At 66.5% G+C, this 15,484-nt stretch carries 9 protein-coding genes and 2 pseudogenes; 4 read left to right on the forward strand and 7 right to left on the reverse strand.

Translation table 11 applies throughout. The annotated features are described in order from the left end of the window. The first annotated feature begins 151 nt into the window (after positions 1-151). Positions 152-1,108, forward strand: a complete 957-nt coding sequence (gene cysK / locus ACTJJK_RS13645; protein WP_031371378.1) for a cysteine synthase A — start codon at positions 152-154, stop codon at positions 1,106-1,108. A 30-nt stretch (positions 1,109-1,138) separates the two neighbouring features. On the opposite strand, the gene ACTJJK_RS13650 is transcribed toward cysK, so the two are convergent. The 3 genes from ACTJJK_RS13650 to ACTJJK_RS13660 form a co-directional block, all read right to left on the reverse strand. Next, positions 1,139-1,786 (reverse strand): hypothetical protein, encoded by a 648-nt coding sequence (locus ACTJJK_RS13650; protein WP_440730479.1) that lies wholly within the window; start codon positions 1,784-1,786, stop codon positions 1,139-1,141. Between the two features lie 78 nt (positions 1,787-1,864). Continuing rightward, positions 1,865-2,491: a LysE family translocator gene (locus tag ACTJJK_RS13655; protein WP_440730480.1), complete on the reverse strand. Its 627-nt coding sequence runs from the start codon at positions 2,489-2,491 to the stop codon at positions 1,865-1,867. Positions 2,492-2,585: 94 nt separating this feature from the next. Beyond that, entirely contained in the window at positions 2,586-3,596 is a 1,011-nt protein-coding gene (locus ACTJJK_RS13660) for a class I fructose-bisphosphate aldolase (RefSeq protein WP_440730481.1), read from the reverse strand. Between the two features lie 309 nt (positions 3,597-3,905). On the opposite strand from ACTJJK_RS13660, the gene ACTJJK_RS13665 reads away from it, so the two are divergent. Further along, on the forward strand, positions 3,906-5,243 hold the full coding sequence (locus tag ACTJJK_RS13665; RefSeq protein WP_440730482.1) for a hypothetical protein: 1,338 nt from the start codon (positions 3,906-3,908) through the stop codon (positions 5,241-5,243). A 166-nt stretch (positions 5,244-5,409) separates the two neighbouring features. Here ACTJJK_RS13665 and pyk read toward each other — a convergent pair whose 3' ends face one another. From pyk to ACTJJK_RS13685, 4 genes are all read right to left on the reverse strand, one after another. After that, positions 5,410-6,876: a pyruvate kinase gene (gene pyk / locus ACTJJK_RS13670; RefSeq protein WP_057917106.1), complete on the reverse strand. Its 1,467-nt coding sequence runs from the start codon at positions 6,874-6,876 to the stop codon at positions 5,410-5,412. 257 nt (positions 6,877-7,133) lie between these two features. Beyond that, positions 7,134-8,936 (reverse strand): protein-disulfide reductase DsbD family protein, encoded by a 1,803-nt coding sequence (locus tag ACTJJK_RS13675; RefSeq protein WP_440730483.1) that lies wholly within the window; start codon positions 8,934-8,936, stop codon positions 7,134-7,136. Next, positions 8,937-10,040 (reverse strand): TlpA family protein disulfide reductase, encoded by a 1,104-nt coding sequence (locus tag ACTJJK_RS13680; protein ID WP_440730484.1) that lies wholly within the window; start codon positions 10,038-10,040, stop codon positions 8,937-8,939. Between the two features lie 449 nt (positions 10,041-10,489). Next, positions 10,490-11,026 (reverse strand): hypothetical protein, encoded by a 537-nt coding sequence (locus tag ACTJJK_RS13685; protein WP_440730485.1) that lies wholly within the window; start codon positions 11,024-11,026, stop codon positions 10,490-10,492. A 1,084-nt stretch (positions 11,027-12,110) separates the two neighbouring features. Here ACTJJK_RS13685 and ACTJJK_RS13690 point away from each other — a divergent pair. Both ACTJJK_RS13690 and ACTJJK_RS13695 read left to right on the forward strand, forming a co-directional pair. Continuing rightward, positions 12,111-12,551 (forward strand): annotated as a pseudogene (locus ACTJJK_RS13690) (DUF6531 domain-containing protein); the annotation flags it as partial. Positions 12,552-13,211: 660 nt separating this feature from the next. Beyond that, a pseudogene (locus ACTJJK_RS13695) lies at positions 13,212-15,484 on the forward strand (RHS repeat-associated core domain-containing protein); the annotation flags it as partial.

Consider the following 15,484-nt stretch of genomic DNA (forward strand, 5'->3'; position numbering starts at 1 on the left):
TCGTCCCGGCGATGTGTCCGGGCCGGCGGCGGCCGACGAAGGTCGGCCTGGACGACTGCCGCGCCGATGTTTCATCGCCGTAATCAACGTGATGGCGCGGGCGGCACGGACGGAGTTCATACTCCGCGAGTCCCCCAGTTGGAGCCTGGTCATGATCCACGACAGCATCCTCGACACCATCGGCCGCACCCCGGTGATCCGCCTGCACCGCCTCGCCCCGGCGCACGTCAGCCTGTACGCCAAGGTCGAAGCCTTCAATCCCGGCGGCTCGGTCAAGGACCGCCTGGCCCTGGCGATCATCCTCGACGCCGAAGCCAAGGGGCTGATCAAGCCCGGCGACACCGTGGTCGAAGCGACTTCGGGCAACACCGGCGTGGCGCTGGCGATGGTCTGCGCCGCACTCGGTTACAAATTCGTCGCCACCATGAGCGAAACCTTCTCGATGGAGCGCCGCAAGCTCATGCGCGCCTACGGCGCCAAGGTGATCCTGACCCCGGCCGCCGAACGCGGCAGCGGCATGGTCCGGCGCGCGGAGGAACTCGCGGCGAAACACGGCTGGTTCCTCGCCCGCCAGTTCGAGAACCCGGCCAACCCCGCCTATCACCGCAACACCACCGCGGCCGAGATCCTGCAGGACTTCGCCGGCCGTCGGCTCGATCATTTCGTCACCGGCTGGGGCACCGGCGGCACCCTCACCGGTGTCGGCGAAGTGCTGCGGGTGGCGCGCCCGGAAGTGCGCATCACCGCCTGCGAACCGGCCGGCGCGGCCCTGCTCAGCGGCAACGCCTGGCAGCCGCACAAGATCCAGGGCTGGACCCCGGACTTCGTCCCGGCCGTGCTCAACCGCGACGCCGCCCACGACGTGCTGACCGTCGACGAAGTGCTCGCGCGCGACACTGCGCGCCGCCTGGCGCTGGAGGAAGGCATCTTCGTCGGCATCTCGGCCGGCGCCACCGCGGCCGCGGCGCTAGAAGTCGCGCGCACCGCCGAACACGGCGCGGTGATCCTGGCGATGCTGCCCGACACCGGCGAGCGCTACCTGAGCACCTTCCTATTCGAAGGCATCAACGAAGGCAGCGACGACGACTGGCTGGCCTCGCTGGGCTGAGGGTCTGGCAGGTCGCGGGCGTTCGCGCGCTCAGTTGCGGAACACGAGATACCACAGCGTCACCGCCGCCACGGCGATCAGCAACGCCCACCACAACATCCCGGCGTTGCTTTCGTCGCGCCGGACCGTACCGTCGGCGCGGCCGCTCAGGCCGCGCTTGCTGCGCTGGCGTTCGTGGTCGAGCACGCGCTTGATCGCCTCCGCGTTCGCAAGCCCGTGGGTTTTTTCCAGCAGTTCGAGCGCACCGACCCGGTCGCCGCGCAGCAGCGCCATGGTTACATCGGCGGGCAAATCGGCGCGACCGGCGCCTACCCCGGTGGTGGACGCGTCCGCGTGTTGCCCGCGCAAATGCGCATCGACCACCGCGAGCGCATCGCGCAGGTCGAGCCGGTGGACCGCGCGCACGATCTTGACCGCCTCGATCTTGTTGCCGCTGCGCAGCGCCAGTTCGGCCTGCGCCGGGAAACCCTCGGGCGGCGACGGTGCCTCGTCCGGGGCGGCATGGATTTGTCCGCCTTCGGCAGGCTCGCGCTGGTAATGCTCGACCGCGTCCTTCGCGTCGCGCAGGCCCAGCCCCGGATTCGCATCCAGCACCAGCTTGATCGCCTCGATCTTGCGGCCGGCGCGCAACAGCGTGGCCGCCTGCGGCGGTATGAAGGGCGTGCGGTGGTCGCTCATCGCGGGGCTCCTTGCCGGCTGCGGATCCCGCCAGCCTAACGGGCCGGGGCCGGATCCGTCACGCCCGCACGCCGTGCCTCAGCGCGACGACCACGCCAGCCTGGCGCCGAAGCCCAGCATCATGGTGCCGATCAGGCCGTCCAGCGCGCGCGCTGTCCGCGCGCTGCGCAAGGTCCCGGCCATGCGCGAGGCGGCCACCGCGACCACGCACAGCCACACCGCGCCGATGCTGTAATGCAGGCCGATCATCAGCATCGAATCGCGCGCCATGTGCGCGCCCGGGGCGAGGAATTGCGGCAGAAACGCGAGATAGAACATCGCGATCTTCGGATTGAGCGCATTGGTCAGCGCGCCCTGCGCGAACGCGCGCCACAGCCCGGTCGCGGGCGCGGCCAGCTCCGGCAACGGCGCGTCGGCGCGCGGCCGCAGCGCCGCGCGCAGGGCCTTCACGCCGAGATACGCCAGATACGCGGCGCCGAGCATTTTCACCGTCCAGAACGCGCGCTCGGAATACATCAACAACTGGGTCACGCCCAAGGCGAACAGCGCGACATGGAACAGCCCGCCGAAGGTGATGCCGGCGACCGCCGCAAGCCCGCGGCGCGCGCCGCCGAGCGCGTTGCCGATCACCAGGAACGTGTCGGGGCCGGGCATCAGCGTGAGCATCAACGCGGCAACGGAGAAAGCGAGCCACTGGGTTTCCATGCGTCCGGGTCCGTGCAGGTTGAAAGGAACGGTGGGCGCTAACGAAAAACGCCGGCGCGAGGCCGGCGTTTTTCCGATGCGTCGTAGCCGAAGCTTACGCCGCCGACTTCCACTGGCCCAGCGCCGCCAGGCCGTTGGCCTTGGCGCGCTCGTACACGGTCTGCTGGGCCTTGGCGATGTTGCCGACCAGGTCCTGCGACCACAGCTTCAGCGCCGCCGACTGCATGGCGCGGCCGTAGGAGAACGACAGCGGCCACGGGTTCGGGCCCATCTGGTTCATCGCGTTGAGGTGCGCGGTGGCGTCCTCGTCCGACTGGCCGCCCGACAGGAACACGATGCCCGGCAGGGTCGCCGGCACGGTCGACTTCAGGCACTGCAGGGTGGCTGCGGCGACGTCGTCGACGCTGGCGCGGTCGCTGGCCAGGGTGCCCGGCAGGACCATCGACGCCTTCAGGATGGTGCCTTCGAGGACCACGCTCTGCTCATACAGCGCGCCGAACAGCGAACGCAGGGTCACTTCGGTGACTTCAAAGCAGGTGTCGATGTCGTGGCTGCCGTCCATGATGACTTCCGGCTCGACCATCGGCACCAGGCCCTGCTCCTGGCACAGCGCGGCGTAACGCGCCAGCGCGTGGCTGTTGGCCTCGATGCAGGTGCCCGACGGGATGTCGTCGCCAATGTTGATGACCGCGCGCCACTTGGCGAAACGGGCGCCGAGCTTGTAGTACTCCTCCAGGCGCGCGCGCAGGCCGTCGAGGCCCTCGGTCACGACTTCGCCCGGGAAGCCGGCCAGCGGCTGCGGGCCCTTGTCGACCTTGATGCCCGGGATCACGCCGTTGTCCATCATGATCTTGGTGAACGGCACGCCGGCCTTGGTCGACTGACGGATGGTTTCGTCGTACAGGATCGCGCCGGAGATGTAGTCGCCGATCTTCGGCGTGGTGAGCAGCAGCTCGCGGTAGGCGCGGCGATTTTCTTCGGTGTTGTCGATGCCGACGCCGGCGAAACGCTTGGCGATGGTGGCGTTCGACTCGTCGATCGCGATGATGCCCTTGCCCGCGGCGACCATGGCCTGGGCGGTTTCGGCAAGCTGTTCGATGCTCATGGAGATCCTGCGGCAGCGGTGGGAAGCCCGCGATTATAGCCGCTGACGGTGAACCTTGCCCCCTCCTTGGGCCTGTCGAATCAGGCACTTGCGCTCAGTTTCGACGGAAACCGTTTTCAGCGCATGGCCGTCATCGATGTCAAAACGCGGATGCCGGCAGCGGCGGACTGCACCGCCGATCCCGCGGACCGGAGCCCCAAGGCAGCGAACCGGTCCCGCGTTGACACCCATGCGGCGACCGCCGAGCATCCGCTGGCATCCGGCGCGCCATGGACGCCGCCCTCTCACCGCTGCAAGGAAGCCTTCCGCATGTCCGATCTTCATTCCCGCCGCCGCATTCTGGCCGCAGCGCTCATCAGTGCGCTTAGCCTGTTGCCGGCCACCACCGCCCTCGCCCAGTCCAACGACGCGGACCGCGACTACCGCGAAGCCGTCGCCCATTGCGAATCGCATCCGCAGCCATCGGTCCGTTACGTCGTCGTCGATGCGGCGCGGATGCGTTCGCTGCCGCGCGCCGAGGGGGGTGCGGTGACGTCGGTGCCGATCGGCGCCGAGGTCAAGGTGCAATGCGTGTTCGGCGAATGGGTGCGCGCGACCTCCGAACGTCCCAACCCCTCCGTCGGCTGGATCCGCGCCGATCTGCTCGGTTCGCGCGCGCCGACCGCGGCTTCGTTGGAGCAGGACTACCGACGCGCTGCCGGCGCCGAGCGGCGCACCATCGCCGAGCGCGCGATCGCGCTGCGCCCCTTCGCGCGCGACAGCCATCAACTGGCGATCGACGCCGCACAGGCCGACGGCGACAGTGCCGCCGCGCAGGCGGCGACCTTGCGCCGGGAACGCATGACCGCGCCCAAGGTCGAGCGCCTGGCCGGCGAGCCGCGCCTGCTGTTCGGTGTGGACGGCGGCTACCTGACGACGATCGCGCGCATCGACGGACGCGGCCGTTATGCCGATGCCGCGGCGCCGGACAGCACCTACGCGGTCTGGCGCGGTTTCCACCTGTACCGCAACGGCGCCGTCGACGGGCTGGTACAGATCATCGACCGCGGCGAAGCGGTCGGCCTCGGCATGGAAGCGCAGGTGCGCCGCCCGCCGGCGACCGAGCGCGACCAACGCCTGAGCGGCCTGGCCAGCAACGAAAGCCTCGGCGCCGGCGCCGCCGTCATCGCGGCGAAAGTAAGCGCGGACGAACGCCGCGCGGTCGAGCGCGAACTGCGCTCCGTCCTGACCCGGCAGCGCATGGACCGCGCCGCCGTCGACAAGGCGTTGCGTCCTTATGACGAGGAAGAGCGCAGCGGCCTGCGCGTGCATGCGCTCGACCTGGCGGGCGGCAAGCGCCTGTTGGTCGCCACCGCAGTGGCGGCGGTGCCGCCGCGCAACGCTGACCAGGCCGATACCACCCTGGACTCGGTGTTGTTGTTGGAGGCCTCGGGCAAGCAATACCGCAAGGTCGGGGAAGTCGCACGCGAGACCGGCGGCGACGGGGTCGAGTCGCATTCCTTCCACGACGCCCTGGACCTGGACGGCGACGGTGTGGCCGAACTGATCTTCCGCCTCCACCAGTACGAAGGCAGCGAATATCAGATCTGGAGCCAGCAATCCGGCCAGTGGAAACCGATATATGCGGGCGGCTACGTCGGCGTATGACGAGTGTCGGTGCCGCTCCTAGGGCAGGAGCCGCGTCCGGCTGGATTTCCTTCGGTCACTAGCCGCGACCTGACCGCAGCGACGTAAGCGCGGTATCGCGGTCGCGGCTTGCGCCGCCCCTACCCGGGATGGTTCGGCGGCTCCTAATCCGAGCCGCCATATCGCCTCAGAGCTCGCCGAGCCCCTCGGCGCAACCGCCCTCGCCCACTTGCAGCAGGCGCAGGGTATTGGTCGCGCCGTGCTGTTCCATGGTGTCGCCGCTGGTGAAGATCACCCGCTCGCCCTGGCCCAGCTTGCCTGCATCGAACAACTGCTTGACGACGTTGCGCGCGGCGTCGCGCGAGGCCAGGCCGCGGCTGTCGAAATCGATCGGGTAGACATCGCGCATCATCGACATGCGCCGGCGCGCGCCGCCGTGGCGCGAGAACGCGTAGATCGGCGCATTCGAGCGGAAGCGCGAGAGGAAACGCACGGTGCCGCCGGATTCGGTCATGGCGACGATGGCGCGCACGCCGATGTGCTCGGACAGAAACATCGCCGCCATCGCGATGGCCTGGTCGGCGCGCTCGAGGTTGCGCGGCGCGGCTTCGAAATCGGTGTCGTGGTCGAACTGGCGCTCGGCGCCGAGGCAGATGCGCGACATCGCCTCGACCGCCTTGACCGGATAACGGCCGGCCGCGGATTCCTGCGACAGCATTACCGCGTCGGTGCCGTCGATCACCGCGTTGGCGACGTCCAGCACTTCGGCACGGGTCGGGATCGGGTTGTCGACCATCGACTGCATCATCTGGGTGGCGGTGATGACCACGCGATTGCGCGCCAACGATTCGCGGATGATCTTCTTCTGCAGGCCCGGCAGTTCGGCATCGCCGATCTCCACGCCCAGATCGCCGCGCGCGACCATGACCACGTCGCTGGCGTCGACGATTTCGGCCAGGTTTTCGATCGCCTCTGCTCGCTCGATTTTGGACACCAGCGCGGCATCGCTGCCGGCGGCGCGGGCGATGCGGCGGGCCTCGTGCATGTCTTCGGCATTGCGGCAGAACGACACCGCGATGAAGTCGGCGCCGAGTTCGGCGGCGACCAGGATCAGTTCCTTGTCGCGCTCGGTCAGCGCGCCCAGGGACAGGCCGCCGCCGAGCTTGTTCAGGCCCTTGCGGTCCGACAGCGCGCCGTCGTTGAGCACGGTGGTGATGATGCGTTCGCCATCGACCGCGCCGACCCGCAGTTGCAGCAGGCCGTCGTCGAGCAGCAGCACGTCGCCCGGGGCGACGTCGTTGGGCAGGCCGAGGTAGCTCACGCCGACCTCGCGTAGATTGCCCGGAGGAGCGCTCGCGCTGGCGATCAGGTCGAAGCGGTCGCCCGCCTTAAGCAACACCCGGCCTTCGGCGAAACGCTCGATGCGGATCTTCGGCCCGGGCAGATCGGCGAGGATGCCGACCTCCACGCCGACCCGCAGCGCGGCCTCGCGCACGGCCTGGGCGCGTGCGACCTGCGAAGACGGATCGCCGTGCGAGAAGTTCAGGCGGACGACGTCGACACCGGCATTGAGCAAGGCGTCGAGCACGCCCGGCGGATCGGTGGCCGGGCCGAGGGTGGCGAGAATCTTGGTGCGTCGCGGGCTTGAGGACATGGCGGGCTCTCTTGACTGTCGGCCAAACTAGCACAGCTTCGGCGACGGTCGAACCCGCTGTGCGCGAGCACATTCGCTCGATACCCGCGATTGGAAAAAATCATCCCGATTTACCGATGTCTGATCTGCCGAGGTCTGGTTTGCCGGCGCCGGCTTCACCGATGCGAGCGCCACTCTCGCAATGCGCTGCCGTATGCCGGCCGAATCGGCGATTGCACACTGCGACGGCGCGCGCCTCCGAAAACGGAACGGCCGCCCTAGCCGCCCACCCTCGACGTTGCCGGCGAGCCGCCCTGCGCCAGGGCATCGGCGATGCCCTGCAAGGACAGCACCGCGGGCAATTTCGTCCGCCGCCCTTCGCGGTCGTAACCGACGTACAAGGGCACGCCGACCGCGCCCTGCTGCTTGAGCAAGGCGGCGATGGCCGCATCGGGCTGGGTGTAGTCCGCGACCAAGTACACCGCATCGGCATCTTTCAGCAGGACGCGAAAGCCGTCGCGTTCGAGCACCGCGGCCTGGTTGACCTTGCAAGTCAGGCACCAGTCGGCGGTGACGTTGACGAACACCGCTCGGCCCTGACCGCGCAACTCGGCCAGCCGTGCGGGGCTGAAACGCTCGGCGCCGGACGGCAGTTCGGCTTTCGACGCGACGGACGGCCCCGCATCGCCTGTGCGCGCACCCAACATCGCCAGCGGCGAGAGCGACAAGGCAACGATGAGGACCGCGAGCAGGCGGTGTCGGGCCCCGCCGAAGCGATTCTTCTCGAACCACCACAGCCCCAGGATCAGCACCAGCGCGGCCAACAACACGATCGCCATCGCGTCCACGCCGCGCTGCTTGCCGAGTACCCACAGCAGCCACACCGCAGTGGCGTACATCGGGAAGGCCAGCCATTGCTTCAAGCCGTCCATCCAGGCCCCCGGCTTGGGCAGCCAGCGTGCGGCGCGCGGCACGAATGCGATCAACAGGAACGGCGCCGCCAGCCCGAGCCCCAGCACGACGAATACCTCCAACGCCAGCCACGGCTGCGGCGAAGCCAAGGCATAGGCCACCGACGCGCCCATGAACGGCGCAGTGCACGGGCTGGCGACGACGCAGGCCAACACGCCGGTGACGAAGTCGCCGAGTAACCCACGGCCCTGGGCGTGGCGTTGACCGACACCAGCCAGACCGGCGCCGAAATTCACCACGCCGGACAAGCCCAGGCCGACCGCCAACATCACCAGCACCAACAGGCCGATCACCCACGGTTGCTGCATGTGGAAGCCCCAGCCCGCGCCACCGCCGGCCGCGCGTATGGCCAACACCACCCCGCCCAATGCAGCGAACGACGACACCACGCCGGCGGTGTAGGCCAGCGCACGCCGCTTGGCCCCGACCGGGTCGTCCGCCGCGTGCAGGATCGAGAAGGCTTTCAGCGACAACACCGGCAACACGCAAGGCATCAGGTTCAACAACAGGCCGCCGGCGAACGCCATCAGCAACATGCCCAGCCAGGACGATGAGGCTTGTTCCTGCGCACGCAGCGACGGCGCAACATCGAACGACAGCCGCCGCAGCGTGGGCGGATAACAAACGCTGTTCTCCAGGCAGCCCTGGAAGCTCAACGTGAGTTCCAGCCGCTGCGGCAGCGGCTCATCCGACCGCAGCGGGACGCGCAGTCGCGCATGTTCGTAGAACACCGTGACCTCGCCGAACTGCGGGTCCTTGTGTAGACGACCTTCGGACCATTGCAGCGCGCCGAGCGCCTGCGGCGCATCGGTGGCCTGCAGGGAAAACCGGTCGCGGTACAGGTAATAGCCCGGCGGCATCCGCCATTCCAAGGCCACACTGCCGTCGTCCAGCAGTTTCGAGGTGAGTGCGAAAGCTTGTTCGACCGGCAGCGGCTCGGCATCGGCGACCGAGCGGCTCGGGTCGGAAGCGCTGCTGTCGTAAGCGTTGTTCGTCGTCGCTCCCTCGGCGAACGCGATCGAAGGCGACAGCAGCACCGCCGCCGCCAACGCCAGACCGCGTGCCGTCGAACCGGCCCATCGCCGGGCATCGCGCAGCAGGCCGGTCATTCAACGAGCCCCTGCCGCGTTGCCGCGCGCCATGCCGCCCGCCCCACCGAGCAGGGACTGCAGACGCGCCGGCAGCGCTTCGTCGACCTCGATGCGCCGCAGCAGCCGTCCATCGGCACCGACGACCAGCACGGCCGGCACGCGCTGGATGCCGAAACGACGAAACAGCACGCCGTCGCGATCCAGACTCAACGGCACCGGCACCCGATGCTCGTTGCGATAATCGCGCAGGTCCTGATCCGACGCCCACAAGCCCGAGGCGATGCCGACCCAACGCACGCGACGGTCGCGCCCCAACGACACCAATTGCTCGCGCAGCACTCGGCATTGCTTCGACGATTGCGGCCGCGTCTTTTGCAAATAGCTTTCGCACCAAGGCGAGAGGAAAGCCAACACGCTCGGTCGCTGGCCCACCGGATCGGTCAAGGCGAGCTTGCGCGCTTCGAGGGTGAGGATCTTCGACGTCGGCACCGGCTCGCCGATTTGGAGAATATTCCGTGCGGGTGCGACCGGCGTTTCCGCGGCGAGCGTGCGGGGGTCGAACGCCGGCATGCTCCGCGCCTGCGCGACCGCGGCATCGAGCCGCGCATCGGCCAGATGCCCGACGTAACGGACGGTGCCGTCCTTGCCGATCACCACGTGCTGCGGGGTGACCCGCAAACCGAAGCGTTCGCCAAGCGAACCGTCATCGTCGCGCACGATCGGCATGCTCAAGCCGAGCTCTCGCCGATAGGCCTTGATCTGCTCGGCCGTGTCGTCGAAACCGATATTGATCGCCACCACTTGCAGATCGTCGCCGGCACTGCGCTGCGCCTTCTCGAAATGCGGCATCTGCTCGCGACAGGGCACGCACCAGGTGGCCCAGAACTTCAGATACACCGCCTTGCGGCCGCGCAATGCGCCCAAGTCCAAGCGCTGACCATCGACGGTAGTCAGAACGAGCCCCGGTAACGCTTGCCCGACCAGGCGCGCGCCGACCTGTTGCGCGTAGTCCTTACCGGTTTCGGCCCGTGCTGGCCGAACGCCGCCCGACCACCACAGCGCGAGCAAGACACAGGCAGCCACCGACGTTCGCGCCCACAGGCGCGAGGAGTACACAGTCATACGGATTCCTCGATAAGAGACAGCAAGGCGATGCGCGATCGGCCCACCGGGCACGGTCGGCCCGAGGCCGCCCTCGTACGCATCGCCACTTCGAGGCCTCACGCTACGGCCCGACTGGTTCCTTGAGTGAGCCAGTCCCCGCGAATCCGACCGGACCAGTTGTCAGTCGCGGATTCGTCCAAACCCCGCCTGCGAAACGCGTCGACGACGGCGGAAGATCGCGCCCGCGTCGTGCTGCATGGCGTCGAGCAGCGATCCTTTGCGGCTTACGGCTCCGAGGCACTCGGCTGCCCGAGTGCCTGTCGCTTAGTGCTCGCTTCGATGGCGGCGGTTCGATGCACCGGGCCCCGAGCGGCCCAGACCGCAGCGGCATAGTCGACCTTACGGTCTCCTGCGCCCGCTCCAACCGAGAGGCGTCGAGCCGCTGGGCCCGACGCCAACTCCGACGCTTACTGGATCGCGTCGCCGTAACCGCAACCCACCGTCACCCAGCCTGGCGCATACGAGACATCGACCAACACGCGCACCGTCTTCTCGCCCGGCAACACCTTGCGATAGTCCAGACCCTTCCAGTCGTAAGTCTCGATCATCGCGGCGAGGTCGGGACGCGGGCTCATCCCGCCGATGCGCTTGGCGAGCGCCTCGCCGACCTTCAACTCCTGCCCGGCCGGCACCTTATAGGCCAGGTGCATTTCCTGACGGCTCGGGAAGTTGACGTAGCTCGACTTCTCGCCCCACGCCGACAACGGCTGCACGCTCTTCCACAGCATCAACGCGGCGTCGCCGCCATCGTCGGTCTGGGCCAGGCCCTCGATCTGCTCGGCGTTGACCTCGTCGCCGAACGCATTGACCTGTTCCAGGCTGAGCTTGCACTCGACGAAATCGGCCACCCGCTTGGCGGTGGCGTCCTGCGCCGAGGCCATGGCGGGCGCCAGCACCACGGCCAAGGCGGCGAAAGACAGGATCTTGTTGCGATAGTTGGACATGGTTCCTCTGAGTTCCGGTTGCGGATCGTGTATCCGCTAGTCATGACGAAGCAGGGGTGCGAATCCAGTACGGCCAGCCACAGCTCCACCCGATTATCTGGGCATTGCTAGGTGCGACCAAGAAGCCGCTTGTAGCGGTGCAGGTCCAGTGGCCGAGGCCTTGATCGCCATCGACATATCTCGGGCCGAGTTCGCATGCCAACCCCACGACCGCCGACCCAGTACCTTTAGGCCCAACCTATTCGGCTGATGCAAAGGAAAAGGTCACCGATACTTTCGTTTGCTCCCGCGCGATGGCGCATTGCAATAAAACACACATAACCCGGCCGCACCCGGCAATCAGCCCTCATCGCAAGCAACGAGACGCTTGCACTTTAGGGTTCCCTTGACGAGAATCTAGTACGGCCACGGAACTGGGCCCTATCGATCTATTGCGTCGCCACGGAGGGAAGACGCCACCCATCTGCATCAAACCCCGCCTTTATTCGCAGCTCCGTCGCGCCCCATTTGGGGCCTAACGGGGCCCGCTAGTCGTGCCAGCGACTTTTACCAAGGATTAGGTATGCCTTCGAGACTTCACCAACCATTTTCACGCATAAGTTCAGCGAGAGGGCTACTCCAGATTGCCCACTCGACCATGAGCCGTAGCTTGTTCGCCGCTGTAATGTGCTACTCGTTTAGCGCCGGCGTTTCTGCACAAGAAAGCGGAAATAAGTGGAAGATCTCCGATCCGGCGGGACAATCGACCGAGTACAACACTCAACAAGAAGCTGTCGAGGCGATCTGGGAGCTACCGGCGCCCACACCCGAAACAGAGGGCGCCTATCAGTTCGTCGAGCAAATAAAGAGTACGAAGATAGATGAAGAGGGCAACGTCCTCATCACGTACTGGATGGGCAAGGACCAGCCGACCGATCCAGACTGGAAGTACGGCACCGTATATGGAAGCGGCTTCGTTACGGAAGCCGATGCGGTCACGAAGATCAAACAGACCCTGGACGGGATGAGCGCTGCCTGCGCGCCTTCTGCCGTCGCCGAACCGCTCAATGACTGGCAAGAATCGCAGCCAGGTTACGAAGGGCGGATGGAGAAGAGACGTTACTCGCAGCTCGTCAAGGTCGGTAAAAACACACCGGACTCCCCGTGCACCCTGCACGACTTCGGCCCCACCAACATCGGTCGAACCAGGCGAATCGAGTGTCCGAATGGGCATACCCAATGGAGTGACGAGTACAACGCCTGCGTAAATACCGAAATCACCGCCACCCTCGCCGGTAAAGTCAATTCATGCGAAGGCACGGCGGGTCAAGCCAGCGGTCTCGTCGGGAATCCGTGCGACGTAAAGACAGGCGAGAAGTTCGAAACTCAGCAGGATTTCGATCTGGGGTGGATTGCGTTCCGCCGTTTCTATCATTCGGGCTCTGCGACCAGCAACGGTGGCTTCGGGCCAGGATGGACACACTCGCTATCTACCCGCCTGGCGATTGACGGCACCAGCATCGGCCTGATCGACAGCAGCGGTTACCAGCGCCGGTTTCGTCAGGACGGGACAACCTATCTGGCAACAGACGACAGTGGCGATCGCCTTGTCGCCAATGGTTCCGGCTGGATGCTTCATACCGATGACAGCACGCTTATTTTCGACAATGAAGGGCGAGCTCTACAGCTCTTGCTCGATAGCGGAATTTCGCTGTCTTACTCTTACGATAGTTACGGTCGTATCGAGCGCGTCACTCATACCAGTGGACGATCCATCGAACTGCACTACGAAGGTTCCGCGATCGACTCTCCGATCAGTTCGATCTCGTCGGAGGGCACGACACTTGTCAGTTACACCTACCTTTACGAGTTTCCCAACTTTCCAACGGTCGGCCTGATAGAGACGGCAACCTACGCGGATGGGAAGTTACGAAAGTACCATTATGAAGACACGCGTTTCACGAAGCATCTGACGGGTGTCAGCACCGAGGACAATGCGCGGTTCAGTACGTTCTCGTATGACGGACAGGGTCGAGTTATATCCAGCGTTCATGCCGGAGGCGCGGATGGCGTCAGCCTCACTTACACCTCGGCCGGCGGAGCGATAGTTACCGGAGCGCTCGGCCAGCAAGAGGATTATGGCCTGACCCCAGGCTCTGGTGCCCTGCCCCGCAAGGTCTCTGGATTCACCGACAGCCGCGGTTCGGTGACGCAGACATACGCCGATACCGCCACCGACTTCCGCCGTAGCCTCGACACCGTCACCGACCGCAACGGCACCCAGACCAAGCACACGTATGCCGAGGCGAATGACCCGGTGACCGGGCAGCTAGCGCGCACGCATACGGTCAAGGAAGCGGTCGGCCTCGCGCAGGAACGCACCAGTGCGGAACGCCGCGACCTCGCCAGCAACCGCACATTGCTGACCATGGTCGGCAACCGCGAGACCCGCATCGTCCGTAACGCGCGCCTGCAGCCGGTCACCGTCACCGTGCGCGATACGGCCAGCAACCAGACCCGCACGACGACCTATGCCTACTGCGAAGCCGCCGACGTGGCCGCGAGCAACAGCACCTGCCCGATCCTGGGGCTGGTCAAGTCGGTTGATGGTCCGCGCACTGACGTCAACGACATCACGACGTTCCAGTACTACGGCAGCGACGACAGCACCTGCGCGACCCAGCCGGCGCTGTGTACCTACCGCAAGGGCGACCTGCGCAAGGTCGTCGACGCATTGGGTCGCAGCACCGAGACCTTCGGCTACGATCCGCAGGGCCGTCCGCTGTCGGTCGTCGACGCCAACGGTGTCGTTACCGACTACGAGTACCACCCGCGCGGCTGGCTCGCCGCGACCAAGGTCCGAGGCGCCGACAACAGCGTCGAGACCGACGACCGCATCACCCGGGTCGAGTACTGGCCGACCGGCCTGGTCAAGCGCATCACCCCGCCGGGCGGCGCCTACATCACCTACACCTACGACACTGCCCAGCGCCTGACCAGCGTGGCCGACAAGGCCGGCAACAGGATCCAGTACACCCTCGATCTGGCCGGCAACCGCAAGCAGGAAGACACCCAGACCGCGTCCGGCACCTTGAAGCGCACTCTGTCGCGCGTGTTCAACACCCTGGGGCAGTTGCAGACCGCCAAGGACTCGTTGGCGCATGAGACCAGCTTCAGCTACGACAACGACGGCAATCCGGACCTGACCACCGATGCCTTGAGCCGCGTCACCAACCAGGACCACGACCCGCTTAATCGCCTGAGCCGCACCCTGCAGGACGTCGGCGGCCTCGCGGTCGAGACCAAGCTGGAATACAACGCGCTCGATCAAGTCACCAAGGTCACCGACCCGAAGGGCCTGGACACGACCTACGGCTACAACGGCTTCGGCGACCAGGTCCAGCTGTCGAGCCCGGACACGGGTATCACCACCTACGGCTACAACAGCGCCGGCCTGCTCGCGAGCAAACAGGACGCTAACGACGCCAGCCCGCATACCTATACCTATGACGCCTTGAACCGGCCGAAGACGATCTCGTACAGCGGCGGCGCCGCCGACGTCGAGTACGACTACGACACGGTCAACACGGTCTGCGCCGCCGGCGAGAACTTCGCCCTCGGCCGGGTGACCGCGATGCGCGCCGACGGCACCGAGCTGAAGTACTGCTACGACCGTTGGGGCCAGCTCGTGCGCAAGGTGCAGACGGTCGGCACCCGCAGCTTCACCCTGCGCTACGCCTACACCAGCTCGGGCCAGGTGCGCACCATCACCTACCCGGACAACGCCATCGTCGACTACGTCCGCAACACTTTGGACCAGGTCACCGAAGTCGGGATCAAGCCGGCCGGCGGCGTGCGCACGGTGCTGCTCAACAATGCGGCTTATGAACCGTTCGGCCCGGCCACCGGTTGGACCTACGGCAACGGCCGCAGCCTGGCCCGCAGCTACGACCAGGACTACCGCGCCAAGACGATCCTCGACAGCGCCGCCGGTGGCTTGTCGCTGGCTTATGGCTATAACGAGGTCGGAGAACTGACCGAACTCAAGGACGGCCTGCAAAGCGCGTTCCTGGCCAAGTACGACTACGATACCCTGGGCAGGCTGAAGATCACCCGCGACGGCCCGACCGGCACGCCGCTGGAGACCTACGGCTACGACGCCACCGGTAACCGCAACAGCCTGCTGCACGGCGGCATCACCACCAACTACACCTACCCGGGCACGAGTCACCGCCTGAGCAACGTCGGCGGCGTCAGCCGCGGCTACGACGCGGTCGGCAACACCACCAGCATCGGCGGCACGGCCAGGGAGTTCGTCTACAACGCCAACGACCGCATGAGCCAGGTCAAACAAGCCGGCGTGGTCAAGGCCAGCTACCGCTACAACGCCAAGGGCGAGCGGGTCTCGCGGGCCGACAACGCCACCGGTGCGATCACCGGCTACACGCTGTACGACGAAGCCGGCCATTGGCTCGGCGA

The sequence above is a fragment of the Lysobacter sp. 22409 genome, from assembly GCF_052045105.1.
In the GTDB taxonomy this organism is placed as follows: Bacteria; Pseudomonadota; Gammaproteobacteria; order Xanthomonadales; family Xanthomonadaceae; genus Lysobacter; species Lysobacter antibioticus_B.